The organism is Pseudomonas sp. Z4-7 (assembly GCF_051131965.1).
GTDB lineage: Bacteria > Pseudomonadota > Gammaproteobacteria > Pseudomonadales > Pseudomonadaceae > Aquipseudomonas.
Map to the genome: position 1 here is coordinate 986,986 of NZ_CP071642.1, position 24,485 is coordinate 1,011,470.

Annotated in this window: 20 protein-coding genes; 10 read left to right on the forward strand and 10 right to left on the reverse strand. The window is 60.8% G+C overall.

Going from position 1 to position 24,485, the window contains the following annotated elements:
• Positions 1–71 precede the first annotated feature (71 nt).
• From hisG to hisC, 3 genes are all read left to right on the forward strand, one after another.
• Positions 72–707, forward strand: a complete 636-nt coding sequence (gene hisG / locus J3P91_RS04225) for an ATP phosphoribosyltransferase (RefSeq protein ID WP_434602831.1) — start codon at positions 72–74, stop codon at positions 705–707.
• 124 nt (positions 708–831) lie between these two features.
• Positions 832–2,169 (forward strand): histidinol dehydrogenase, encoded by a 1,338-nt coding sequence (hisD, locus tag J3P91_RS04230; protein WP_434569794.1) that lies wholly within the window; start codon positions 832–834, stop codon positions 2,167–2,169.
• A gap of 1 nt (position 2,170) precedes the next feature.
• Complete coding sequence (gene hisC, locus J3P91_RS04235) at positions 2,171–3,223, forward strand: histidinol-phosphate transaminase (protein ID WP_434602832.1); 1,053 nt, start codon at positions 2,171–2,173, stop codon at positions 3,221–3,223.
• Positions 3,224–3,833: 610 nt separating this feature from the next.
• Here hisC and J3P91_RS04240 read toward each other — a convergent pair.
• The 3 genes from J3P91_RS04240 to algW form a co-directional block, all read right to left on the reverse strand.
• The gene (locus tag J3P91_RS04240; RefSeq protein WP_434602833.1) at positions 3,834–4,553 is read right to left on the reverse strand and encodes a DUF4198 domain-containing protein; all 720 of its coding nucleotides are present in this window, start codon (positions 4,551–4,553) and stop codon (positions 3,834–3,836) included.
• Positions 4,554–4,567: 14 nt separating this feature from the next.
• On the reverse strand, positions 4,568–6,673 hold the full coding sequence (locus J3P91_RS04245) for a TonB-dependent siderophore receptor (protein ID WP_434602834.1): 2,106 nt from the start codon (positions 6,671–6,673) through the stop codon (positions 4,568–4,570).
• A gap of 163 nt (positions 6,674–6,836) precedes the next feature.
• The gene (gene algW / locus J3P91_RS04250) at positions 6,837–7,997 is read right to left on the reverse strand and encodes a Do family serine endopeptidase AlgW (RefSeq protein ID WP_305496771.1); all 1,161 of its coding nucleotides are present in this window, start codon (positions 7,995–7,997) and stop codon (positions 6,837–6,839) included.
• 104 nt (positions 7,998–8,101) lie between these two features.
• Here algW and J3P91_RS04255 point away from each other — a divergent pair, with 104 nt between their 5' ends.
• From J3P91_RS04255 to cysN, 3 genes are all read left to right on the forward strand, one after another.
• Positions 8,102–8,860, forward strand: a complete 759-nt coding sequence (locus J3P91_RS04255) for a Nif3-like dinuclear metal center hexameric protein (protein ID WP_434569790.1) — start codon at positions 8,102–8,104, stop codon at positions 8,858–8,860.
• 270 nt (positions 8,861–9,130) lie between these two features.
• On the forward strand, positions 9,131–10,048 hold the full coding sequence (cysD, locus tag J3P91_RS04260; protein WP_007912374.1) for a sulfate adenylyltransferase subunit CysD: 918 nt from the start codon (positions 9,131–9,133) through the stop codon (positions 10,046–10,048).
• A 9-nt stretch (positions 10,049–10,057) separates the two neighbouring features.
• Complete coding sequence (gene cysN / locus J3P91_RS04265) at positions 10,058–11,956, forward strand: sulfate adenylyltransferase subunit CysN (RefSeq protein ID WP_434569789.1); 1,899 nt, start codon at positions 10,058–10,060, stop codon at positions 11,954–11,956.
• Positions 11,957–12,123: 167 nt separating this feature from the next.
• Here cysN and J3P91_RS04270 read toward each other — a convergent pair whose 3' ends face one another.
• The 3 genes from J3P91_RS04270 to J3P91_RS04280 are packed head-to-tail and all read right to left on the reverse strand — an operon-like array spanning position 12,124 to position 15,531.
• Positions 12,124–13,032 carry an acyltransferase gene (locus J3P91_RS04270; protein ID WP_434602835.1) on the reverse strand — a complete coding sequence of 303 codons (909 nt, stop codon included), beginning with the start codon at positions 13,030–13,032 and terminating at the stop codon, positions 12,124–12,126.
• The gene (gene pta / locus J3P91_RS04275; RefSeq protein ID WP_305496764.1) at positions 13,033–15,132 is read right to left on the reverse strand and encodes a phosphate acetyltransferase; all 2,100 of its coding nucleotides are present in this window, start codon (positions 15,130–15,132) and stop codon (positions 13,033–13,035) included.
• Positions 15,133–15,192: 60 nt separating this feature from the next.
• Complete coding sequence (locus tag J3P91_RS04280; protein WP_434569787.1) at positions 15,193–15,531, reverse strand: DUF3565 domain-containing protein; 339 nt, start codon at positions 15,529–15,531, stop codon at positions 15,193–15,195.
• On the opposite strand from J3P91_RS04280, the gene J3P91_RS04285 reads away from it, so the two are divergent.
• From J3P91_RS04285 to J3P91_RS04295, 3 genes are all read left to right on the forward strand, one after another.
• Positions 15,500–15,985 (forward strand): FKBP-type peptidyl-prolyl cis-trans isomerase, encoded by a 486-nt coding sequence (locus tag J3P91_RS04285; RefSeq protein ID WP_305496761.1) that lies wholly within the window; start codon positions 15,500–15,502, stop codon positions 15,983–15,985. The genes J3P91_RS04280 and J3P91_RS04285 overlap by 32 nt on opposite strands.
• Before the next feature lie 115 nt (positions 15,986–16,100).
• Positions 16,101–16,583 carry a glutathione peroxidase gene (locus tag J3P91_RS04290; RefSeq protein ID WP_434569786.1) on the forward strand — a complete coding sequence of 161 codons (483 nt, stop codon included), beginning with the start codon at positions 16,101–16,103 and terminating at the stop codon, positions 16,581–16,583.
• A gap of 184 nt (positions 16,584–16,767) precedes the next feature.
• The gene (locus J3P91_RS04295; RefSeq protein ID WP_434602836.1) at positions 16,768–17,871 is read left to right on the forward strand and encodes an NADH:flavin oxidoreductase; all 1,104 of its coding nucleotides are present in this window, start codon (positions 16,768–16,770) and stop codon (positions 17,869–17,871) included.
• Positions 17,872–18,008: 137 nt separating this feature from the next.
• On the opposite strand, the gene J3P91_RS04300 is transcribed toward J3P91_RS04295, so the two are convergent.
• The 3 genes from J3P91_RS04300 to cysZ all read right to left on the reverse strand — a co-directional run bounded on the left by J3P91_RS04300 (position 18,009) and on the right by cysZ (position 21,671).
• The gene (locus J3P91_RS04300; RefSeq protein ID WP_434602837.1) at positions 18,009–19,208 is read right to left on the reverse strand and encodes a glycosyltransferase family 4 protein; all 1,200 of its coding nucleotides are present in this window, start codon (positions 19,206–19,208) and stop codon (positions 18,009–18,011) included.
• Between the two features lie 67 nt (positions 19,209–19,275).
• Entirely contained in the window at positions 19,276–20,829 is a 1,554-nt protein-coding gene (locus J3P91_RS04305) for a family 20 glycosylhydrolase (protein ID WP_434602838.1), read from the reverse strand.
• Between the two features lie 110 nt (positions 20,830–20,939).
• The gene (cysZ, locus tag J3P91_RS04310) at positions 20,940–21,671 is read right to left on the reverse strand and encodes a sulfate transporter CysZ (protein ID WP_434602839.1); all 732 of its coding nucleotides are present in this window, start codon (positions 21,669–21,671) and stop codon (positions 20,940–20,942) included.
• 311 nt (positions 21,672–21,982) lie between these two features.
• On the opposite strand from cysZ, the gene trxB reads away from it, so the two are divergent.
• Positions 21,983–22,945: a thioredoxin-disulfide reductase gene (gene trxB, locus J3P91_RS04315; protein WP_212799028.1), complete on the forward strand. Its 963-nt coding sequence runs from the start codon at positions 21,983–21,985 to the stop codon at positions 22,943–22,945.
• 197 nt (positions 22,946–23,142) lie between these two features.
• Here trxB and J3P91_RS04320 read toward each other — a convergent pair whose 3' ends face one another.
• Positions 23,143–24,393 carry a 2-aminoadipate transaminase gene (locus J3P91_RS04320; protein WP_434602840.1) on the reverse strand — a complete coding sequence of 417 codons (1,251 nt, stop codon included), beginning with the start codon at positions 24,391–24,393 and terminating at the stop codon, positions 23,143–23,145.
• Positions 24,394–24,485 lie beyond the last annotated feature (92 nt).

Below are 24,485 nucleotides of genomic sequence, written 5' to 3' on the forward strand. Positions count from 1 at the left end.
TGCACCCTCGATGTCTGTCTGGCGCCGCTTGCGACCAGGCATGAGTACCTTGATAAGGACTGACGTTTCCCATGTTGACCATCGCACTGTCCAAGGGCCGCATCCTTGACGACACCCTGCCGCTTCTGGCCGAAGCGGGCATCGTGCCGACCGAGAATCCGGACAAGAGCCGCAAGCTGATCATTCCTACGACCCAGGCCGACGTGCGCTTGTTGATCGTGCGCGCCACCGATGTGCCGACCTATGTGGAACATGGCGCCGCCGATCTGGGCGTAGCCGGCAAGGACGTGCTGATGGAGTATGGCGGCCAGGGCCTTTACGAGCCGCTGGACCTGCGGATCGCCCGCTGCAAGCTCATGACCGCCGGCAAGGTCGGCGCCTCCGAGCCCAAGGGCCGCCTGCGGGTGGCGACCAAGTTCGTCAACATTGCCAAGCGTTACTACGCCGAACAAGGCCGTCAGGTCGACATCATCAAGCTCTACGGTTCGATGGAGCTGGCGCCGCTGATCGGCCTGGCGGATAAGATCATCGACGTCGTCGACACCGGCAATACGTTACGGGCCAATGGTCTTGAGCCGCAGGATTTCATCGCCGACGTCACCTCCCGGCTGGTCGTCAACAAGGCTTCGATGAAAATGCAGCACGCCCGCATCCAGGCTCTGATCGATACCCTGCGCAAGGCAGTGGAATCGCGACACCGCGGCTGATTCACCTGCGCGACTTCTGCGTCGCGCCCGTCTATCCGCGTCATAGCCAATTTTCTCAGGTGCCCACGCGAATGGACTGGTAGCTTAGGGCGCCTGAGCATTTGCCATTAATGAGGCCCTCGCCATGACCGCTCCCACCTCGATTCGCCGACTCAACGCTGCCGACCCGGATTTCGCACATCATCTGGATCATCTGCTGAGCTGGGAGAGTGTGTCCGACGACTCGGTCAATCAGCGTGTGCTCGACATTATCAAAGCCGTACGCGAGCGTGGTGATGCCGCACTGGTGGAGTTCACCCAGAAGTTCGACGGCCTGCAAGTCGCCTCGATGGCCGACCTGATCCTGCCGCGCGAGCGCCTGGAGCTTGCCCTGACCCGAATCACCGTGCCCCAGCGCGAAGCCTTGGAAAAAGCTGCGTCCCGCGTGCGCAGCTATCACGAAAGACAGAAGCAGGATTCCTGGAGCTACACCGAAGCCGATGGCACGGTGCTTGGCCAGAAGGTCACGCCGCTGGACCGCGCCGGCCTGTATGTGCCGGGTGGCAAGGCCTCCTATCCGTCTTCGGTGTTGATGAACGCGATTCCGGCCAAGGTGGCTGGCGTGACCGAAGTGGTCATGGTCGTCCCGACCCCGCGCGGGGAAATCAACGAACTGGTGTTGGCGGCCGCCTGCATCGCCGGCGTCGACCGAGTGTTCACCATCGGCGGTGCGCAGGCCGTGGCTGCGTTGGCCTATGGCACCGAAAGCGTGCCGCGGGTCGACAAGGTGGTCGGGCCGGGCAATATCTATGTCGCCACCGCCAAGCGCCACGTATTTGGCCAGGTCGGCATCGACATGATCGCCGGCCCTTCGGAGATCCTCGTGGTCTGCGACGGCCAGACCGACCCGGACTGGATCGCCATGGACCTGTTCTCACAGGCCGAGCACGACGAAGATGCCCAGGCCATCCTGGTCAGTCCGGATGCCGGGTTCCTCGACAAGGTCGCTGCCAGTATCGTTAAGCTGCTGCCGACCATGGACCGCGCCGAGATCATCAACACCTCGATCAATGGCCGTGGAGCGCTGATCAAGGTCGAAGACATGGAGCAGGCCATCGAGGTCGCCAACCGCATCGCGCCGGAACACCTGGAGTTGTCGGTGGCCGACCCGCAAGCCTGGCTGCCGAAGATTCGCCATGCCGGTGCGATCTTCATGGGCCGTCACACGTCCGAGGCATTGGGTGATTATTGCGCGGGCCCCAACCACGTGCTGCCGACTTCCGGCACCGCGCGTTTCTCGTCGCCGCTGGGCGTTTACGATTTCCAGAAACGTTCGTCGATCATTTTCTGCTCCGAGCAGGGCGCGTCCGAACTGGGCAAGACCGCTTCGGTGCTGGCCCGCGGCGAATCGCTGAGCGCCCACGCCCGTAGCGCCGAATACCGCATTCTTGACGAGCCATCCATTGAAGGGCAGGGGAACTGAAATGAGTAAATTCTGGAGCCCGTTCGTCAAGAACCTGGTGCCCTACGTGCCGGGTGAACAGCCGAAGCTGACCCGGCTGGTCAAGCTCAACACCAACGAAAATCCCTACGGCCCATCGCCCAAGGCCCTGGCCGCGATGCAGGCCGAGCTGAACGACAATCTGCGCCTGTATCCGGACCCCAACAGTGATTTGCTGAAAACCGCCGTGGCCCGGTATTACGCAGTGCAGACCAACCAGGTGTTCCTGGGCAACGGTTCGGATGAAGTGCTGGCGCACATCTTCCACGGCTTGTTGCAGCACGATCAGCCGTTGTTGTTCCCGGACATCAGCTACAGCTTCTATCCGGTTTATTGCGGGCTGTACGGTATCCAGTTCGATGCGGTGCCGCTGGATGAGCAATTCCGGATCGACCCGGCAGACTACGCCAAGCCCAATGGCGGGATCATTTTCCCCAACCCGAATGCGCCGACCGGTTGCCTGCTGGCGCTGGACGCGGTGGAACAGATCCTCAGGGCCAGCCCGGATTCAGTGGTAGTGGTCGATGAGGCCTATATCGATTTCGGCGGCGAAACGGCCATCAGCCTGGTGGATCGTTATCCGAACCTGCTGGTGACACAAACCCTGTCCAAGTCACGCTCGCTGGCGGGGCTGCGCGTGGGCCTGGCGGTGGGCCATCCGGACTTGATCGAAGCGTTGGAGCGGATCAAGAACAGCTTCAACTCCTACCCGCTGGATCGCCTGGCGAATGTCGGCGGCGCGGCAGCGTTCGATGATCGCGAGTATTTTGACCAGACCTGCCGGTCGGTCATCGAGCACCGCGAATGGGTAGTTGGGCAGCTTGAAGCCAGGGGTTTTGAAGTACTGCCGTCGGCGGCCAACTTCATCTTCGCCCGTCACCCCCGACATGACGCAGCGGGGCTGGCGGCGAAACTGCGCGAGCAGGGCGTGATCGTGCGGCATTTCAAGCAGGCGCGCATCGCCCAGTTCCTGCGGATCAGCATCGGCACACCGGAGCAGAACCAGGCACTGATCGAGGCTATGGGCGAGCTCTAATCTTCAACACGGCCCTGTGGGAGCGAGCCTGCTCGCGATGGCTGACTGTCTGTCACTTCAAGGGTGGCTGAACTGACGCTTTCGCGAGCAGGCTCGCTCCCACATGTGTGTTCCAGGGTGTCCAACAGATCGGCAACACAGCCAAATCCCCTGTGGGAGCGAGCTTGCTCGCGATGGCTGAGTGTCTGTCACTTCAAGAGTGGCTGAACCGACGCTTTCGCGAGCAAGCTCGCTCCCACATGTGTTTCAGAGTGTCCGGAAGGTCAGCAACACAGCCAAATGCCCTGTGGGAGCGAGCCTGCTCGCGAAGGCTGAGTGTCTGTCACTTCAAGGGTGGCTGAACCGACGCTTTCGCGAGCAAGCTCGCTCCCACATGTGTTTCCCAGGGTGTCCAACAGATCGGCAACATAGCCAATCCCCTGTGGGAGCGAGCCTGCTCGCGATGGCTGACTGTCTGTCACTTCAAGGGTGGCTGAACTGACGCTTTCGCGAGCAGGCTCGCTCCCACATGTGTTTCCAGGCGGGCCGGAAGGTTGGCAACACAGCAAATCCGCTGTGGGAGCGAGCCTGCTCGCGATGGCGTCCGCTCAGCTCCCGCAGTTTTCGAGCCTCACTCGTGATGCGGCTCACCCAGGAATGTCAGCGAAGTAAACACCCCGCGTGTCGCCACGTCCTTGTTGTCCTTGAGCGGGATTTCCATGCTTGCGGCGATCACGTTCAAGCCTTCATTGCGCACCAGCACCTTGGCCCGGCCTTCGGCGTCGGTTTCAGCGCTGACGGTGTTCGGTGCGCTACGGTAGTCGCCGACCAGCTTCACGCCGGCCGCCGGTTTGCCATCGAGCAGCACCCGCACCGGCAGCGATTGGCCGGGGCCGACGGTCAGCGGGTCGACTTCCGGCAGAATCACGAACTTGATCGGTTCGAGCTTCGGCAGTTTGGCGCCCGGCTCGTAGATCGCCAGGCTGTACTTGAAGGTCTGGGTTGATTCAATCGCCCCAGGCACTTTGCTGCGGCCTTCGTTGGTCCATTTCTTGTCGGCGGTCTGCGACCACATGCCGTTGTCCAGGGCGACCGCTAGCACGGCCGGCGGCTTGAGCGGCTGCAGGCGCGCGTGGTCCGACAAACGCTCCACCGTGACCGGGATCATCTTGCCGCCGAGGTCGTAGGCCCAGGCGCCACTGATTTTCTGCGCCTTGAAGGCGTTGTCTTCGGCGCCGTGGCCGTAGATCACCTCGATATTGCCGCGGCGTTGTTCGGTCCACAGGCCATGGGCCGAGGCGTCGATAGCCAGGAGCATACCGAGCAGGGCAAAGGTCTTGGGGTATTTCATGCTGATTTTCCTTTTTATAGATCGAGGGTGAGGCTGACAGTGACGTTGCGCGGATCGCCGGGGGTGATCCAGTAATTGCTGTAGGAGCGTTCGTAGTATTTTTCGTCGAGGACGTTGTTCAGGTTCAGGCCGACGGTGACGTTGTCACTGGCCTTGTAATGGGCCAGCAGATCCACGGTGTGGTAGGCCGGCAGTTCGAAGTCCTTGCCGGCCTCGCCCGAGCGATCACCGACATAAGTGAATGCCGCGCCAACGTCCGAGCCGCGCAGGTGGCCGTCCTGGAATTGGTAGACCCCCAGCAGGCTGCCGCTGCGCTTGGCGACGCCGAGGATCCGGCTGCCCTCGGGAATCTGCTCGTCGCCCTTGGTCACTTCGGCATCGATGTAGGCGAAGGCGCCAATTACCCGCACGGCGTCGGTCACCTGGCCGGTGACCTGCAGGTCGATGCCCTGGCTGCGGGCCTTGCCCACGGCGCGGCTGAAGTCGGTTCCGGCGACTTGGGTCAGGACGTTTTCCTTCTCTATATGAAAAGCCGCCAGGGTGGTGCTCAGGCGATCGTCGAATAGCTCACTCTTGATTCCGAGTTCATAACCGACACCTTCCTCCGGGTCGAAGGTCTTGCCACTGGCATCCAGGCCGTTATTGGGCTTGAACGAAGTGGAGGCGTTGGCGAACAGCCCGACTTCAGGCGTCAGTTGATACAGCAGCCCCGCGCGTTGCGTCAGGGCGTCATGGCGCTGACGGCTGGTGACGTCGTTGACATGATTGTCGATGCTCTGCTCGAAGTGCTCGTAACGCACGCCAAGCAGGCCGCGCAGTTTGTCGGTGAAGACGATTTGGTCTTGCAGGTTCAGGGCCCTGCTTTCGACATGCTCGAAGAAGTCCGTGCCGGAGCGCGTACCGTTGGGTTTCGGCTGGCCGTAGATCGGGTTGTAAATGTCGATGGGATAAGCGCTGCCAGCAATGGTCGTCACGCGCTCGTTCTTGCGGTAGTCCTCGTATTCCGTGCCGATCAGCAGTTCATGTTGCCAAGGGCCGAGGTCGAACTGGCCGCGCAGTTCCAACTGAGTGATGCTGTCGTGCCAATCGTTGTCGCGCTCGCGGTAGCGACGGTTCACGGTGTGGCCGTCGGCGTTCAGGGCGCGCGCCTCTGAGGCGAAGCCCCAGAGTTCACCCTGCTTGTAATGGCTGGCCAGACGCAGTTGCCAGGTATCGTTGAGCTGATGCTCAAGGGCGGCCTGGAGCATGTTGTTGTGATTGTCGATGTCGCCGTCGTTGGGTTCGCCGAGGAAAGTCGAGCGTGAGACGCCACCCCAGCGATTATTCGGAGCGACGATGCCGCGATCGAACGTCGAGCTGTGGCGCACGACTTCGCTTTCCACCAGCAGTCGAGTGTCCGGGCTCAGTTGCCAACTGATGGACGGGGCCACGAAGACGCGCTTGCTGTCGACGTGATCACGGAAGCTGTGGTTGTCCTCCACCGCCAGGTTTACTCGCGAAAGCAGGTTGCCTTCGGCGTCCAGTGGCGTATTGACGTCCAGCGCGGTGCGATAGCGGTCCCAGCTGCCTGCGCTGGTCTGCAGTGTAGTGAAGGCTTCGGGTTGGGGTTTCTTGGTGACAATATTCACCGTCCCGCCAGGGTCTCCCCGACCATAAAGGCTGGCCGCCGGGCCCTTCAGAACTTCGATGCGTTCGATATTGGCGGCGTCCGGGGTGCTTGGGTAACCGCGGTTGGCGCTGAAGCCATCCTTGTAGAACTCCGACGTGGTAAAGCCGCGCACGCTGTATTCATAAAGCGTCAGGCCGCCGAAATTGTTCTGCTTCGATACGCCACCGGCATATTCCAGCGCCCGTTCGACGCTGGTGCTGCCCAGGTCCTTGAGCACGCTGGCAGGAATCACGCTGATGGATTGGGGTACGTCACGCAGGGCGGTGTCGGTTTTGGTCGCGCTGGCGGAGCGGGTGGCGCGATAACCTGAAACGGGGCCGGTAGGGGATTCGTACTCGGACGTGACGTTGATGGCGTCCAGTTCCAGGGGCTGACTTTCTTCGGCGAAGGCGGGATCACCGAGCAGGCCCAGGGCGAGGCTGGCAGCGGAAATCCGTTTGAAGGATGACATGTTATGCTGTTCCAATTTTTAGTATTGAAACAATATAACACTACTAATGAGAATTTATGCTATCTGTATTTCAGGTGCAGCTATAGGCGCCGCAGAACGAGGGAGTACATGTGGCGAGGGGATAAATCCCCTCGCCACATGTGATCTGATCAAGGTGCCGCGGTTACTCTTCTTCCTTGAGCACCACGGGTGCCGGCGGTGGACGCAGGCCGATTTCGGCGGTGAGCTTGAGCTCCTTGCCGTTGCGCATCACCTGGATGGTGACCTTGTCGGTGGGCTTGATCCGCGCCACCTGGTTCATCGAGCGGCGGCCGTCGCCGGCCGGTTCGCCGTCGATGCTGAGGATCACGTCGCCCAATTGCAGGCCGGCTTTCTGGGCCGGACCGTCGCGGAAAATCCCCGCCACGACGATGCCGGGGCGCCCGGACAAGCCAAAGGACTCCGCCAGTTCCTGGGTCAGCGGCTGGACTTCAATGCCCAACCAGCCGCGAATCACCTGGCCGTGCTCGATGATCGACTTCATCACCTCCATGGCCAGCTTCACCGGAATGGCGAAGCCAATGCCCTGGCTGCCGCCGGACTTGGAGAAGATCGCCGTATTGATCCCGGTGAGATTGCCATTGGCATCCACCAGCGCACCACCGGAGTTACCGGGATTGATCGCGGCGTCGGTCTGGATGAAATCCTCGTAGTTGTTCAGGCCCAACTGGTTGCGACCGGTGGCGCTGATGATCCCCATGGTTACGGTCTGGCCGACGCCGAACGGGTTGCCGATCGCCAGGGCCACGTCGCCAATACGGATGCTGTCGGAACGGCCGATGGTGATTGCCGGCAGGTTTTTCAAATCGATCTTCAGCACGGCCAGATCGGTTTCCGGGTCGCTGCCGATCACCCGCGCCAGGGTTTCACGACCGTCCTTGAGTGCCACCACGATCTGGTCGGCACCACTGGTGACGTGGTTGTTGGTCAGGATGTAGCCTTCCGGGCTCATGATGACGCCCGAGCCCAGGCTTGATTCCATGCGCTTCTGCTTGGGGGAATTGTCACCAAAGAAGCGTCGGAATTGCGGGTCCTCGAACAGCGGGTGACCGGACTTGTTGACGACCTTGGTGGTGTACAGGTTGACCACCGCCGGCGCGGCGAGGGTCACCGCATCCGCATAGGACACGGGGCCCTGCTGCGGAGCCTTGGCCTGCGGTGCCTGTTGCAGATTGACGTCGAGGCTTGGCAAGCCGACCCATTCCGGGTAGCGCTGGATAATCAGTAGTGCGACAAGTACGCCGGCCAACAGCGGCCAGCCGGAAAAACGCAGCGCCTTGAGCATTAAGCACGTCCTACAAAGGTTGCAGGCGGAATGGGACCGCCCATAATGTCGCGCATTATACGAGGCCGCGCACGCCTCTGAACGGGATATTTAGGAGTCTTTTTATGGCCGTAGCCCTGAGCACCCTGGTTGAAGAAGCGGACCGGTACCTGGCAAGCAGCCGGGTCGCCGATTACTGCCCCAATGGCTTGCAGGTCGAGGGCGCGCCGCAGGTGATGCGCATCGTCAGCGGCGTGACCGCCAGCCAGGCATTGCTCGACGCCGCCGTGGAGGCCAGCGCCGACCTGGTGCTGGTGCATCATGGTTATTTCTGGAAGGGTGAGAACCCGTGCATCACCGGCATGAAGCAGCGGCGCCTGAAAACGCTGCTCAAGCACGAAATCAGTCTCCTGGCTTACCACTTGCCGCTGGATCTGCACCCCGAGGTGGGCAATAACGTGCAACTGGCCCGGCAGTTGGACATCACCGTCGAGGGGCCGCTGGATCCGGAGAACCCGAAAATCGTCGGCCTGGTCGGCTCCTTGTCCGAGCCGATGACGCCCCGGGATTTCGCCCGCAAGGTCCAGGAAGTGATGGGGCGCGAGCCGTTGTTGATCGAAGGCGAGCAGATGATCCGCCGGGTGGGCTGGTGCACCGGCGGCGGCCAGGGCTACATTGATCAGGCGGTACTCGCCGGGGTTGACCTGTATCTCAGCGGCGAAGCGTCGGAGCAGACCTTCCACAGCGCCCGGGAGAACGGCATCAGCTTCATCGCCGCCGGGCATCATGCGACCGAGCGCTACGGCGTCCAGGCGCTGGGTGACTATCTGGCGCGACGCTTCGCGCTGGAGCACATCTTCATCGATTGCCCGAATCCTATCTGACTGTTTATATCCCTGTGGGGAGTTGTAGCCCCTGTGGGAGCGAGCTTGCTCGCGATAGCGGCGGATCAGTCGACATTAATGTAGCTGACACTCCGTCATCGCGAGCAAGCTCGCTCCCACAGAAAAGCATGTGCGGGGCCCGAACCACTGGGCATATCCATATGCTGTTTCGATCTAGTTGGCGCCCTGATTAGAAGAGGTCGCTGTGCTAGGATTCCCCGCTCGAACACGGCCCGCTGGCCGTTCATAAGAAAGCTTTCGTGAGTAGCCATGGTCGACAAACTGACGCATCTGAAACAGCTGGAGGCGGAAAGCATCCACATTATCCGCGAGGTGGCCGCCGAGTTCGATAACCCGGTGATGCTGTACTCCATCGGTAAAGACTCCGCCGTGATGCTGCACCTGGCACGCAAGGCGTTTTTCCCCGGCAAGCTGCCGTTTCCGGTGATGCACGTCGACACCCGCTGGAAATTCCAGGAGATGTACAAGTTCCGCGACAAGATGGTCGAAGAACTGGGCTTGGACCTGATCACCCACATCAACCCGGACGGCGTCGCGCAGAACATCAACCCGTTCACCCACGGTAGCGCCAAGCACACCGACATCATGAAGACCGAGGGCCTGAAGCAGGCGCTCGACAAGCATGGTTTCGACGCTGCATTCGGCGGTGCCCGTCGCGATGAAGAGAAGTCCCGCGCCAAGGAGCGCGTCTACTCGTTCCGCGACAGCAAGCACCGCTGGGACCCGAAGAACCAGCGCCCCGAGCTGTGGAACGTCTATAACGGCAAGGTCAACAAGGGGGAGTCGATCCGCGTCTTCCCGCTGTCGAACTGGACCGAGCTGGACATCTGGCAGTACATCTACCTCGAAGGTATCCCGATCGTGCCGCTGTACTTCGCCGCCGAGCGGGAAGTGATCGAGAAGAACGGCACGCTGATCATGATCGACGACGAGCGCATCCTCGAGCACCTGTCCGATGAAGACAAGGCGCGCATCGTCAAGAAGAAAGTGCGTTTCCGTACCCTTGGCTGCTACCCGTTGACGGGCGCGGTGGAGTCCGAGGCCGAAAGCCTGACGGACATCATTCAGGAAATGCTCCTGACGCGAACTTCCGAGCGCCAGGGCCGGGTCATCGACCACGATGGCGCAGGCTCGATGGAAGACAAGAAACGTCAGGGTTATTTCTAAGGGGTTGTCATGTCGCACGCATCTGATTTGATCAGCGAGGACATCCTCGCCTACCTGGGCCAGCACGAACGTAAAGAGCTGCTGCGCTTTTTGACCTGCGGTAACGTCGACGACGGCAAGAGCACCCTGATCGGGCGCCTGCTGCACGACTCGAAGATGATCTACGAAGATCATCTGGAAGCGATCACTCGCGATTCGAAGAAAGTCGGCACCACCGGTGACGACATCGACCTGGCGTTGCTGGTCGACGGCCTGCAGGCCGAGCGCGAGCAAGGCATCACCATTGATGTCGCCTACCGCTATTTCTCCACCGCCAAGCGTAAATTCATTATCGCCGACACGCCCGGCCATGAGCAGTACACCCGCAACATGGCCACCGGTGCCTCCACCTGTGACCTGGCGATCATCCTCGTGGACGCCCGCTACGGCGTGCAGACCCAGACCCGTCGCCACAGCTTCATCGCCTCGTTGCTGGGCATCAAGCACATCGTCGTGGCCATCAACAAGATGGACCTCAAGGACTTCGACCAGGGCGTATTCGAGTCGATCAAGGCCGACTACCTGAAGTTCGCCGAAGGCTTGAAGATGAAGCCCACCAGCATGCACTTCGTGCCGATGTCGGCGCTCAAGGGCGACAACGTGGTGAACAGGTCCGAGCGTTCGCCGTGGTACACCGGCCAGTCGCTGATGGAAATTCTCGAGACCGTGGAAGTGGCGGGCGACCGCAACTTCACCGACCTGCGTTTCCCGGTGCAGTACGTCAACCGTCCGAACCTGAACTTCCGCGGTTTCGCCGGCACCCTTGCCAGTGGCATCGTGCACAAGGGCGACGAAGTGGTAGTGCTGCCGTCGGGCAAGAGCAGCCGCGTGAAATCCATCGTCACCTTCGAGGGCGAGCTGGAACACGCCGGCCCAGGCCAGGCTGTGACGTTGACCATGGAAGACGAGATCGATATCTCCCGTGGCGACCTGCTGGTACACGCCGACAACGTTCCGCCGGTGACCGACAGCTTCGAAGCGATGCTGGTGTGGATGGCCGAAGAGCCGATGCTGCCGGGCAAGAAGTACGACATCAAGCGCGCCACCAGTTACGTGCCCGGCTCGATTGCCAGCATCGTCAACAAGGTCGATGTGAACACCCTTGAGGAAGGCCCGGCCAGCGCGTTACAGCTCAACGAAATCGGCAAGGTGAAGATCGCCCTGGATGCGCCGATCGCCCTGGACGGTTACGAGAGCAACCGCACCACGGGCGCCTTCATCATCATCGACCGCCTGACCAACGGCACCGTCGGTGCCGGCATGATCGTCGCCCAGCCGCTGGCCCACGGCAGCAGTACGCACCATGGCAAACTGGCCCATGTGTCGGTGGAAGAACGCACCCAGCGCTTCGGCCAGCAGCCGGCCACCGTGCTGTTCAGCGGCCTGTCGGGCGCGGGCAAGAGCACGCTGGCCTATGCGGTGGAGCGCAAGCTGTTCGACATGGGCCGCGCGGTGTTCGTGCTCGATGGTCAAAACCTGCGTCACGACCTCAATAAAGGCTTGCCGCAGGACCGTGCCGGGCGCACCGAGAACTGGCGTCGTGCGGCTCACGTCGCCCGTCAGTTCAACGAAGCGGGCCTGTTGACCCTGGCCGCCTTCGTTGCACCGAGTGCCGAAGGGCGCGAGCAGGCCAAGGACCTGATCGGCCGCGAGCGCCTGCTGACAGTCTACGTCCAGGCCTCGCCGACGGTGTGCGCCCAGCGTGATCCGCAAGGGCTGTACGCCGCCGCTGGCGACAACATCCCGGGCGAGTCCTTCCCGTATGACGTGCCGCTGGATGCTGATCTTGTGATCGACACCCAGTCGCTGACCCTGGAAGAGAGCGTCAAGCAGGTGCTGGATCTGCTGCGCAAGCGTGGGGCGATCTAAGGATCAGCGCTGTAAATGAAAAGCCCGCAGATGAGTGATCATCTGCGGGCTTTTTTGTTGTCTGGAAAATTGCTATCGCGAGCAAGCTCGCTCCCACAGTAGATTCGTGGCGCTCACACATACCCTGTGGGAGCGAGCTTGCTCGCGATGAGGCCTGTACAGTCACCTCAAGACTTGGCGGGATGCTCGCGATGCATCTGCTCAAGCAGCGCATCCTTGTCCTGCCACAACTGGTTGATCCAGCCTTGGAACTCCAGGCGATACTCCCCATCCTGGTCGTAGCTTTTGCCGATGAACTGCGGTGGGATCTTCAGCTCCTGGAAATGCACCACCACCTCGCCAACGTTGCCGCAGAGCAAATCCCAATAGCCCGGACGACCGCCCGGATAATGGATCGTCACGTTGATGATCGACTCCAGTTGCTCGCCCATCGCATCAAGCACAAACGCGATCCCGCCGGCCTTGGGCTTGAGCAGGTAGCGAAACGGTGATTGTTGCTGGGCATGCTTACCCTCGGTGAAGCGCGTGCCTTCGACGAAATTGAAGATGCCCACGGGGTTGTTGCGAAATTTCGCGCAGGTCTTGCGGGTGGTTTCCAGGTCCTTGCCTTTCTTATCCGGATGCTTTTCCAGGTACGTCTTGGAGTAACGCTTCATGAACGGAAACCCCAGCGCCCACCAGGCCAGGCCGATCACCGGCACCCAGATCAGCTCCTGCTTGAGAAAGAACTTCAATGGACGGATGCGTCGGTTCAGCACGTATTGCAGCACCATGATGTCGACCCAGCTCTGGTGGTTGCTGGTGATCAGGTACGAGTGCTGGTAGTCCAGGCCTTCCAGGCCGCTGAGGCGCCAGCGGGTAGGGCGCACCAGGTTCATCCAGGCCTTGTTGTTACTGATCCAGGCTTCGTGGATGTGGCTCATCAGCCAGTCGGTGAAACGCTGGGCGGCGGGGAAGGGCAGCAACAGCTTGAAGATCGCCACGACGAACAGCGGCGTACAGCAGGCGATGGTGTTCAGCGCCAACAGCAGCGAGGCAATGACGCCGCGCACGGGGGCAGGCAGGAAATCCAGCATTTAAATGTCCAGAGGTCGGTTGGCGGCTTGGATCGCTGTCAGGGCGATGGTGTACACGATGTCATCGACCTGGGCGCCGCGCGGCAGGTCGTTCACCGGTTTGCGCAGGCCTTGCAGCATCGGCCCGAGGCTGACGCAGTCGGCGCTGCGCTGCACGGCCTTGTGGGTGGTGTTGCCGGTGTTCAGGTCCGGGAAAATGAACACCGTGGCGCGGCCGGCTACCTGGCTGTTGGGCGCCAATTGCCGGGCCACGGCCTCGTTGGCGGCGGCGTCGTATTGCAACGGGCCGTCGATCAGCAAGCCATGTTGTGCCTCGTGGGCCAGCAGGGTGGCTTCGCGGACCTTCTCCACTTCTTCACCGCTGGCCGATTCGCCGCTGGAATAGCTGAGCATCGCCACCCGTGGCGTGATGCCGAACGCTGCGGCTGAATCGGCGCTTTGCAGGGCGATTTCGGCCAGCTCCGCTGCACTGGGGTGCGGGTTCATCACGCAGTCGCCGTAGACCAGCACTTCCTCGGGAAACAGCATGAAAAATACCGAGGACACCAGCGAACAGCCGGGTGCGGTCTTGATCAGTTGCAACGCCGGGCGAATGGTATTGGCGGTGGAGTGGATGACCCCCGAGACAAGCCCGTCGACTTCATCCAGCGCCAGCATCATGGTGCCGATCACCACGGTGTCTTCCAGTTGCTGCTCGGCCATCGGTGCGTTCAGGCTCTTGCTTTTGCGCAGCCGCACCATGGGTTCCACGTAGCGCTCGCGGATCGTATCCGGGTCGAGAATCTCCAACCCAGGCGGCAGTTCGATGCCTTGGGCCCGGGCCACCGCTTCGACGTCGGCCGGCTTGGCCAGCAGCACGCAACGGGCGATGCCTCGGGCCTGGCAAATCGCCGCCGCCTGTACGGTCAGCGGTTCGCTGCCTTCGGGCAAGACGATACGCTTGTTGGCCGCTTGGGCGCGCTGGATCAGTTGGTAGCGGAACACCGCCGGCGACAGGCGCATTTCCCGGGGCGTGCCGCAGCGTTGGTGCAGCCAGTTGGCGTCGAGGTGACTGGCAACAAAATCGGTGATGATCTCCGCGCGTTCGCGATCATCGATGGGGATTTCCTTGTTCAGGCTGTTGAGCAGGTTGGCGGTGTCGTAGGAGCCGGTGCTCACCGACAGCACCGGCAACCCCGCCTGCAAGGCGCCTCGGCACAAGTCCATGATGCGCGGGTCGGGCAGGGTGTCGCTGGTCAGCAGCAGGCCGGCCAGCGGCACGCCGTTGATCGCCGCCAGGCTCACGGCCAGGATGATGTCATCGCGATCGCCCGGGGTGACCACCAGTACGCCGGGCTTGAGCAGCTCCACCGTGTTGCGCATGGTGCGGGCGCAGATGATGATGTTGCTCATGCGCCGGGTTTCGTAGTCGCCGGCGTTGAGTACCTGCGCGCCCATCAGGTCGGCCACGTCGCGGGTGCGCGGGGCGTTGAGTTCGGGGCGAAAAGGGATGCAGCCGAGCAGGCGGAAGTCGCCGCTGCGCAGCAGGGGCGAGTGCTCCTTGAGCCGTGCTGAAAACGCTTCCATGCTTTCGTCGGTGCGCACCTTGTTGAGGATCACGCCGAGGACCTTCGGATCTTTCGGCCCGCCGAACAGTTGCGCCTGCAACTCGACACGACCGGACAGTTCGGTCAGCACTTCGTTTTCCGGCGCCGACACCAGGATCACCTCGGCGTCCAGGCTCTTGGCCAGGTGCAGGTTGACCCGGGCGGCGTAGCTGGCGCTGCGGGTCGGGACCATGCCCTCGACGACCAGCACGTCCTTGCCGATCGCGGCCTGTTGATAGAGGGTGATGATTTCTTCCAGCAATTCATCGAGCTGGCCATCGCCGAGCATGCGCTCCACATGGGCCAGGCCCAGTGGTTGCGGTGGCTTGAGGCCGTGAGTACGGGCCACCAGTTCGGTGGAGCGTTCCGGGCCGGTATCGCCAGGGTGGGGCTGGGCGATGGGTTTGAAAAAGCCGACTTTCAGCCCGGCCCGTTCGAGGGTACGCACCAGCCCGAGGCTGATGGAGGTCAGACCCACACCAAAGTCGGTGGGCGCGATAAAAAAAGTCTGCATGCGGATTCTCTAGAGGGGCATGGCAAGGCTGCAGCCTATGACTGGCTGTCTACCGTCAATTCAGTCGCCAAGGTTAGCGCTAACCGGGCCTTGAGCGCACCAGCCGCAATCAAAGGGCTGGCCTATTTTTTCAGTACGTTGCGCCGGGTCCAGCACCCAGGCCCGGGATTGCCACGGTGGCTGGTGGCGCAGGTGCTGGGTGTGGCCACAGGACAGCTCGGCCACCCAGTGCCCGTCCTCATCCTGATGGAAACCGGTGACCGTTGGTCTGTTCGAGCTAGCCCGTTTGTCCGGGTTCCGTTCGCTTTCGGGCAAATCCTTGTTTAGACTTGTCCGTTCTTCATTCTTATGCAAAAGGTCTCGCCCCATGCTGATCGCCGCCAATAAGGCTGTCTCCATCGACTATACCCTGACCAACGACGCTGGTGAGGTCATCGACAGCTCCGCCGGCGGCGCTCCGCTGGTCTACCTGCATGGCGCAGGCAACATCATCCCGGGCCTGGAAAAAGCCCTGGAAGGCAAAACCACCGGTGACGAGCTGAAAGTGGCCGTTGAGCCGGAAGACGCTTATGGCGAATATTCCGCCGAGCTGGTCAGCACCCTGAGCCGCAGCATGTTCGAAGGCGTGGATGAGCTGGAAGTGGGCATGCAGTTCCACGCTTCGGCGCCTGATGGCCAGATGCAGATCGTCACTATCCGTGACCTCGACGGCGACGACGTGACTGTCGACGGCAACCACCCGTTGGCCGGTCAGCGCTTGAACTTCCAGGTCAAGATCGTCGACATCCGTGATGCCAGCCAGGAAGAAATCGCCCATGGCCACGTCCATGGTGAAGGCGGCCATCAGCACTGATTTCTGCGCTACGCTCAAGTTGACTGGAGAGGCGCCCTATGGCGCCTTTTTAGTCGCTTGCTGTTAGCATCGCCCATGGCTGTTTCGAAAAGATCCGCAAACCCTGGAGTTCGTCATGAGTGCTTTCCACGACCTTAAACTGCAAGCCCTGGATGGTCAGGAGCTTCCCCTCGCGCCATTCAAGGGCCAAGTCGTGCTGGTGGTCAACGTCGCCTCCAAATGTGGCCTGACGCCTCAGTACGCGGCGCTGGAAAATCTTTATCAGCAATACAAGGACCAGGGGTTCAGCGTGCTGGGCCTGCCCTGTAATCAGTTCGCCGGCCAGGAGCCAGGAACCGAGCAGGAGATCCAGGAATTCTGCAGCCTCAATTACGGCGTTACGTTCCCGCTGTCGAGCAAACTGGAAGTGAACGGCCACGACCGTCACCAGCTGTACCGTCTGTTGGCGGGTGAAGGTGCCGAGTTTCCCGGGGACATCACCTGGAACTTCGAAAAATTCCTGCTCGGCAAGGACGGTCGGGTGTTGGCGCGTTTCTCGCCGCGCACGCCGCCGGATGATCCTTCGGTCATCCAGGCAATTGAAAAAGCGCTGGCTTGAAGCTCAGCTTGTGATTGCTCCGTGGCGAGGGAGCTTGCTCCCTCCCACAGGATGGTTGAGCCCATACCTCAGCGCGGCCTTTTGATCCTTAATCACTCCAATCAATAGTGCTACCCAGCGCTGTGCATGCCCCATATTATCGTCGTCATATCCGATCTGTGACCTCGTTTTCATGGAGTGCCCCATGCCTGTAAAAGCCCTGTTCAAACCCTTTCATCTCGGCGCGCTGGAATTGCCGACCCGGGTCGTGATGGCGCCGATGACGCGCTCCTTTTCGCCTGGCGGTGTGCCGAACTCCAAGGTGATCGAGTACTACCGTCGTCGCGCGGCGGCCGGGGTCGGCCTGATCATCACCGAGGGCACCACGGTCGGCCATCAGGCGTCCAATGGCTATCCGAACGTACCGCACTTCTATGGCGACGCCGCGCTGGCCGGCTGGAAAAAAGTGGTCGATGCCGTGCACGCCGAAGGCGGCAAGATTGTTCCGCAACTGTGGCATGTGGGCAACGTGCGGCGCCTCGGCACCGAGCCGGATGGCGCCGTGCCGGGCTACGGCCCGACTGAAAAACTCAAGGACGGCCAGGTCGTGGTCCATGGCATGACCCAGACGGACATCGACGAGGTCATTGCGGCATTCGCCCAAGCGGCAAAAGACGCCCAGAGCATCGGCATGGACGGGGTGGAAATCCACGGTGCCCACGGCTACCTGGTGGACCAGTTTTTCTGGGAAGGCAGTAACCAGCGCACCGACAGTTATGGTGGCAGTCTGGCCAATCGTTCGCGCTTCGCGATCGAGCTGATTCGCGCGGTGCGGGCTGCGGTAGGTGAGGGCTTCCCGATCATTTTCCGTTTTTCCCAATGGAAACAGCAGGACTACACCGCGCGCCTGGTGCAGACGCCCGAAGCGCTGGGAGAATTTCTCAAGCCCCTGGCGGATGCCGGCGTGGATATCTTCCACTGTTCTACGCGTCGCTTCTGGGAGCCGGAATTCGAAGGCTCGGACCTGAACCTGGCCGGCTGGACCCGCAAGCTCACGGGCAAGCCCACCATCACCGTCGGCAGCGTCGGCCTTGATGGTGAGTTCCTGCAATTTATGGTGAACACCGACAAGGTTGCGCAACCGGCCAGCCTGGAGAATCTGCTCGAGCGCCTGAACAAGGAGGAATTCGATCTGGTGGCGGTGGGGCGCGCGCTGCTGGTGGATCCGGACTGGGCGCAGAAAGTGCGTGAAGGGCGCGAACAGGAGATCCTGCCGTTCAGCCGCGAGGCGTTGATGACCTTGGTTTAAGCATCGCCTGAGCTGACGCTATCGCGAGCAAGCTCGCTCCCACAGGGGATTTCGGTAGAACACCAGATATATATTCCGCCGAAGATTCAATGTGGGAGCGAGCTTGCTCGCGATGGCGCCCTCAGCATCAGCGACAATCAACGCACCGTCGGCGCCGCAGGCAGCACCTGCTCACCCACACAAACCCCGCGCAACTGCGCCTCGAACTGCTCGATCACCGATGCCCAGCCCTGGCGACTGGCATGCTGGCGCGCATTGAGCCGCACACAACGCAAGGCCTCGCGCTCTTCCAGCAGCCAGCGGGCCGCGTCGCAAAAGGCTTCTTCATCCCCTGGCATCGCCAGCACACCGTTGTAGCCGTGACGGATGTGCTGCGCCGCCGCAGCCTGATCGTAGGCCACCACGCCCAGCCCCGAGGCAAGTGCTTCGAGCACGACGTTGCCGAAGGTTTCGGTCAGGCTCGGAAAGACAAACACATCCCCGGACGCATAATGCGCAGCCAGCGCTTCGCCACGCTGTGCGCCGCAAAAGATCGCCTCGGGCAATAGCTGTTCGAGAGCGGACCGCTGCGGGCCGTCACCGATTATCACCAGTCTGATTCGCCGTGCCGGGAAGGCGCTGCTCAGCATGTCGAAACTGCGCTTGAGCAGCCCGAGGTTTTTCTCCGGCGCCAGGCGTCCGACGTGGATGACGGCAATATCCTCCTCGCCCAGGCCCCATGTTTCACGAAGGTCTGTGGAGCGTTTGGCTGGATGGAACAATTGGCTGTCCACGCCGCGGGACAGCAACGCCACGCGTTCGAAATGCCGGCGTTCCAGTTCCAGGCGCTGGCTGAGGCTGGGCACCAGCGTCAGGCTGGAGCGGTTGTGGAACCAACGCAGGTAATGGGTCAGCCCGCGGCTTAGCAAGCCGAGGCCATATTGCTGGGTGTACTGCTGGAAATTGGTATGGAAGCCGCTGACCACCGAAATCCCCAGGCGCCGCGCTGCCCGTAGCGCGGACAAGCCCAGCGGGCCTTCCGTGGCGATATACAACACGTCCGGGCGATGACGTTTCCAGCGCCTGAGCAACTTGTGCATCGACGCCTGCCCCCATTGCAACCCCGGATACCCGGGCAAAGGCCAGCCCCGGCATAGCAGTAACTGCTCGTCACTGGCCAGGCCGTGGTCCCCGGCCTGGCGGGGGCGGATCAGTTCCACCCGGTGCCCGCGGGCACGCAAGCCGTCGTAGAGACGACCCAGGGTGTTGGCTACGCCATTGATTTCCGGCGCAAAGGTTTCGGTGACGAGGGTAACGTGCAAGAGTGTGGTCATGACCCCAGTGTCGACCGGGGCCATTTCGTCATTGCGTCAATTGAGTGACGAATTTATGACTCGGGGTTGCGAGACTTTTATCTTCCCAGTGTCAATGCTCAGGTGGCGCGCTAGAGACGGACCTGGCAACAGCTCCCAAATCATCGTATCTGACTGGCGCATGGGGTGAGCCCCACGAATGTTGGCCTAGTGGTAACAGCCAAAGTTTCAAGTCCGCTAGGACTTTTTCGGGAGTCATGTGAACCGCTTCGTCGGCCCATATTTGTATACCACCGCCTTTCAACTTGGGATTGTCAGGCTCAACGATCGTTACTTTCTCCCCAGCCTCGTCCATGAAGTGGTTGAGGCGCCAGATATTATAAAGGCCATAGGGCGAATGTTTTGAGTCGATCAGATTGGTCCAGCCTGATCGAATGACGAAATAAAAATCTCCATGCGCGTTCAAGACGTTGTACCCAGCCTTTATGAGGTCATCGACGTTCATCTCGTTGCGTTTGCTGCCCCAAATACTCCAGCAAAGTATGTCGATAGTCGTGGATATGGGAATTATCGGGTTCTTCTGGGTGACCGAGTCGTTCCACACCCGTACAGTTTTGCCCCTGGCCTGCACCCGCTCCGCCAGTTCATTGACAAAATACCTGAATCCATCCTGTGAGCCGGCACTGGGGTTTCCAGACTGGTCCTTGGCATATTTCGCCAATTGAGACGTGTTATTGATCGTCACAGGATCCAGGAAATACTCGTCAGCTTCGAGATTGACGAATTTGCAAGAGGGAAACAACTCGAGGAGGTCGTCAACGAGTTCGGTAACAAATGTCCGAGCGGCGGGAATACTGAAGTCCAGTGCGCGTGGAGCCATATCGCCGCTGTCTAATTTCAGTTGAAATTGGATTTTTTTTGAGAGGATGTAACCCATATGGCCGACCGGCTCTATTCCTGGAATCACCTCTATGTAATAAGCCTTCGCTGTCTGAAGGATTTCGTCGAGCTCGGCAGCGGTCCATGCGTCTGGGCTGGAAATGTCCGGGTGGGAGGGGAATTTAATCCTCACCCCCTCGTTGTCAGTGAGATGCAGATATAAAGTGTTGAGTTGATTCCAAGCCATTTCTCGCAGCAGGTCTTTCATCCAACCCACGCTATAATGCTTACGACCCACATCAATCAATACCGAACGTTCACTCTGCGACGGCGCGTCGATCACTTCTGCCCAAGTAAGCGCGTAGGAAACACGTGCAGCTTTGTGCAGAGTTGTCAGCGCCAAGGCCATGGCTTGCAGTGATTTTGCCGTAACGCTGATCATCGACGAGATATCGATCCGGTAGAGCTCGAGAACGCCTTTCGCTGGGATTGGAATATCGCTTGTTGGAACGTCAGCCAACCGTAGCACTACATCTCCCGGCGCAACTGCTTCTGTTAGAACTACATCCAGCGACGCTGGCAGTTGTGCCGCTAGGGCAAGTCCGTCAGCCAGTCGCTTGGCCAGTGGGCGCAGGCTTTCAGTGCCGATGACAACCCGAGTCTGCTGGGTAACTCTATAAATATCTCCATTAGTTTGTCTGGCGTGCAGGACCGTCGGGCTAAGTTCGAGCCAGGGAAAGGAATTGGCTCGTTCTGTATTCGCAGCTTCGCTATTTTGAATTTGCATGTCAAAGCCCTTTCAAAGTTTGAAAGGGCCATTAAAGCGCCTGCCGACAACGGCGCCTACTGTAAGAGTTGACAGGTCTCAGTCGAAAAACGAAAAGTTTTTTTGCCGACTCATCCTCGCTCCTTTACCCAAAACAACGTCGCCCCGGCCACCGCGGCCGGCATCATCAGGATGTTCACCACCGGGATCAGCAGCACCAGGTAGACGCTGCCGCCAAAACCCAGGCTCTGCCAGCGTTTTTCCCGCAGCCAGGCGAGCATTTCGTTCCAGCCCAGCTTATGGTTGTCCGCCGGGTAGTCGATGTACTGGATCGCCATCATCCAGATGCCGAACAGCAGCCACAGCGGTGCGGCGACGATATTGATCACCGGGATGAATGACAGCACGAACAGCCCCAGGGCCCGGGGCAGAAAATAGCCGAGCTTGCGCGCCTCCCGGGCCAGGGTACGCGGGATCATCGCAACCAGCTCGTCCCAACTGAACGCGGGGAAATCATCGGTGCCGCGAACCACTACCTCGACTTTCTCGGCGAGAAAGCCATTGAAGGGCGCTGCAATGATATTGGCGAGCATGGTGAAGCTGAAAAACACCATCAGTACGACAAGGACGACGAACAGTGGCCAGAGCACGTAACTGAGAAAGCTCAGCCAATCGGGCAACGACGGCATGAGCGTGTCGACCCACAGGCTGAACTGGTGACCGGCGAGGTAGATCAGCCCGACGAACAACACCAGATTGATCGCCAGCGGCAACAATACAAACAGGCGCAGGCTGGGGCTCAGGACCAGTTTGAGTCCTTCTCGCAAATATTGCGGGCCGGACAGGACAGGGGCGGCGGGCATAGGTGGCTCCGAGGGTAGGTGGACGCGCCGACCTTACCGGCTTTGCCCGACGCGCGAAAGCCACGACACGGTGTGTAACAAAGGTTTAGCGCAGGATCGCACCTATCGGAAGCGCTGCCGCGGATAGAGCTCACCTATGAGCTGGATTGTTAAACCGTATTTCCTTAATCTTCGCTCCCTCGATACGCTGCACCCATTCTTTTACAGGACTGTCGAAACCAAGCCTTCCCCAAGTGCGTCAACGGTCCTTTTTTATTCGCGCCGCTCACCCGGCGTTCCGGCCCGCAAGGTCCGGTCAACAGGAGCAGGTCATGTCTGAAGTCCGTCATTCGCGAGTGATTATCCTTGGTTCCGGCCCTGCCGGTTACAGCGCTGCGGTTTATGCGGCCCGTGCCAACCTAAAGCCGCTGCTGATCACCGGCATGCAGGCCGGCGGTCAGTTGACCACCACCACTGAAGTCGACAACTGGCCGGGTGATGTCCATGGCCTGACCGGTCCGGCCTTGATGGAACGCATGAAGGAACACGCCGAGCGCTTCGAGACCGAGATCGTTTTCGACCACATCAACGCCGTGGATTTCGCCGCCAAGCCCTACACCCTGACCGGCGACAGCGCGACCTACACCTGTGACGCCCTGATCATCGCCACTGGCGCCAGCGCCCGCTACCTGGGCCTGCCATCGGAAGAAGCTTTCATGGGCAAAGGCGTGTCCGCCTGCGCCACCTGCGATGGTTTCTTCTACCGCAACAAGCCGGTCGCCGTGGTCGGTGGCGGCAACACCGCTGTTGAAGAAGCGTTGTACCTGGCCAACATCGCCAGCACGGTCACGCTGATCCACCGTCGCGAAACCTTCCGCGCCGAGAAGATCCTGATCGACAAGCTCAACGCCCGTGTCGCCGAAGGCAAGATCATCCTCAAGCTCAACGCGACCCTGGACGAAGTGCTGGGCGACAACATGGGCGTGACCGGTGCCCGCCTGAAGAACAACGACGGCAGCTTTGACGAGATCAAGGTCGACGGGGTCTTCATCGCCATCGGCCACACGCCGAACACCTCGTTGTTCGAAGGCCAGCTGGAGCTCAAGGACGGTTACCTGGTGGTCAAGGGCGGTCGCGACGGCAACGCCACGGCCACCAGCGTCGAAGGTATCTTCGCGGCCGGCGACGTGGCCGACCACGTCTACCGCCAGGCGATCACCTCGGCCGGCGCCGGTTGCATGGCGGCCCTGGACACCGAGCGTTACCTGGATGGCTTGCAGAACGTTTCGTTCTGATTCATCGGGTACAAAAAAAACCGGCTTCGGCCGGTTTTTTTATGCCTGTCACATGACCAACGGGTGGATGCCGAGCCCTTGTGGGAGCGAGCTTGCTCGCGATGACGGTGTGTCAGTCAACATAGATGTTGGCTGACCTGACGCTATCGCGAGCAAGCTCGCTCCCACAGGTTTTTTTGTGGTCAGAGCATTGCGTTTCAGCCCAGTTTTGTCAGGCACGCCTCGAGAATATCCAATCCCTCTTCCAGCACCGCCGGCTCGGTCGTCAACGGCGCCAGCAGCCGAATGATGTGCCGGGATTTGCCGCTGGGCATCAGCAGCAAGCCCGAATCCCGTGCCGCCGCCAACAATTGCGTCAGTTGCGCCGACGCCGGGGTGCCATCGGCGTGGGCCAGTTCGATGCCGCGCATGGCGCCGACTCCGGTCAACCGCCCCAGATAGGGGGACAGCCCGCGACGGCGCCAGGATTCGTAGCGGCTTACAATGGCCTCTTCCTGTCGCGCGCCCCAGGCCCGCAGGTTCGCGTCGGTCATCTCGTCCAGGGTCGCCAGCGCGGCGGCGCAGGCGATAGGGTTGCCCGAGTAGGTTCCGCCGAGGCCGCCCTTGGGCAGGTTGTCCATCAGGGCTTTGCGTCCCATCACCGCCCCCAGCGGGACACCGCCGGCGATGCTCTTGCCCAGCAGGATCAGGTCCGGTTCGATGCCCAGCCGCGAAAACGCAAAACGTTGGCCGGTACGGCCGAAACCGGACTGGATCTCATCGATGACCAATACGATGCCCTTGTCGTCACAGAACTGGCGCAGCGCCTGGGCGAAGGCTATCTCCATCGTCAGGAAACCGGCTTCGCCCTGCACCGGCTCGACGATGAAACAGGCTACGTCGTTTACGTCGATCTCGACGCTGAACAGCCGATCCATGGCTTTCAGGGCTTCGGCACAGGTCACGCCGTTGTCCTGGCTGGGATAGGGCAGGTGATAGACCGGTCCGGGCAGGACACCGACTTTCTGTTTGTAAGGCGCAACCTTGCCGTTGAGGTTGAGGGTGGCCAGGGTCCGGCCGTGGAAACCGCCGTCAAACGCGATTACGGCGGTGCGCCCCGTGGCGCCGCGGACGATTTTCAAGGCGTTCTCCGCTGCCTCGGCGCCGCTGTTGGTAAGCATGCCGCTAAGCGGATAGTCCACTGGGATGAATCTTGCCAGGCGCTCCATCAATTCGAGATAAGGCCGGTGCGGCGCGGCATTGAACGCATAGTGAGTCAACCGGGTGGCTTGCTCGCGAATCGCCTCGACGACACGCGGATGACAGTGGCCGAGATTCAGCACGCCGATGCCGCCGACAAAATCAATGTAGCGCTTGCCATCCGTGTCCCAGACTTCGGCATTTTTTCCATGGTTGAGGCTGATGGGGTGAACGAAGGAAATCGATTGGCTGATGCTTTCGCGGCTCATGGATGACGGCTCGGAGGAAGAAATATTGCCTTTATCTAAGCCGCGGGGAGAGGTGCCCGGCAAACGAAATAAAGTTGCCGGGTCAATCATAA

Coding starts and splice junctions, on each gene's coding strand:
- cysN (WP_434569789.1), top strand. CDS start 10,058: ATGTCGCACGCATCTGATTTGATCAGCGAGGACATCCTCGCCTACCTG.
- J3P91_RS04280 (WP_434569787.1), bottom strand. CDS start 15,531: ATGGAGACAGCCTTATTGGCGGCGATCAGCATGGGGCGAGACCTTTTG.
- cysD (WP_007912374.1), top strand. CDS start 9,131: ATGGTCGACAAACTGACGCATCTGAAACAGCTGGAGGCGGAAAGCATC.
- J3P91_RS04290 (WP_434569786.1), top strand. CDS start 16,101: ATGAGTGCTTTCCACGACCTTAAACTGCAAGCCCTGGATGGTCAGGAG.
- J3P91_RS04300 (WP_434602837.1), bottom strand. CDS start 19,208: ATGGCCCCGGTCGACACTGGGGTCATGACCACACTCTTGCACGTTACC.
- hisG (WP_434602831.1), top strand. CDS start 72: ATGTTGACCATCGCACTGTCCAAGGGCCGCATCCTTGACGACACCCTG.
- hisC (WP_434602832.1), top strand. CDS start 2,171: ATGAGTAAATTCTGGAGCCCGTTCGTCAAGAACCTGGTGCCCTACGTG.
- J3P91_RS04295 (WP_434602836.1), top strand. CDS start 16,768: ATGCCTGTAAAAGCCCTGTTCAAACCCTTTCATCTCGGCGCGCTGGAA.
- hisD (WP_434569794.1), top strand. CDS start 832: ATGACCGCTCCCACCTCGATTCGCCGACTCAACGCTGCCGACCCGGAT.
- J3P91_RS04245 (WP_434602834.1), bottom strand. CDS start 6,673: ATGTCATCCTTCAAACGGATTTCCGCTGCCAGCCTCGCCCTGGGCCTG.
- J3P91_RS04240 (WP_434602833.1), bottom strand. CDS start 4,553: ATGAAATACCCCAAGACCTTTGCCCTGCTCGGTATGCTCCTGGCTATC.
- cysZ (WP_434602839.1), bottom strand. CDS start 21,671: ATGCCCGCCGCCCCTGTCCTGTCCGGCCCGCAATATTTGCGAGAAGGA.
- trxB (WP_212799028.1), top strand. CDS start 21,983: ATGTCTGAAGTCCGTCATTCGCGAGTGATTATCCTTGGTTCCGGCCCT.
- J3P91_RS04285 (WP_305496761.1), top strand. CDS start 15,500: ATGCTGATCGCCGCCAATAAGGCTGTCTCCATCGACTATACCCTGACC.
- J3P91_RS04270 (WP_434602835.1), bottom strand. CDS start 13,032: ATGCTGGATTTCCTGCCTGCCCCCGTGCGCGGCGTCATTGCCTCGCTG.
- J3P91_RS04320 (WP_434602840.1), bottom strand. CDS start 24,393: ATGAGCCGCGAAAGCATCAGCCAATCGATTTCCTTCGTTCACCCCATC.
- J3P91_RS04255 (WP_434569790.1), top strand. CDS start 8,102: ATGGCCGTAGCCCTGAGCACCCTGGTTGAAGAAGCGGACCGGTACCTG.
- pta (WP_305496764.1), bottom strand. CDS start 15,132: ATGCAGACTTTTTTTATCGCGCCCACCGACTTTGGTGTGGGTCTGACC.
- algW (WP_305496771.1), bottom strand. CDS start 7,997: ATGCTCAAGGCGCTGCGTTTTTCCGGCTGGCCGCTGTTGGCCGGCGTA.
- J3P91_RS04305 (WP_434602838.1), bottom strand. CDS start 20,829: ATGCAAATTCAAAATAGCGAAGCTGCGAATACAGAACGAGCCAATTCC.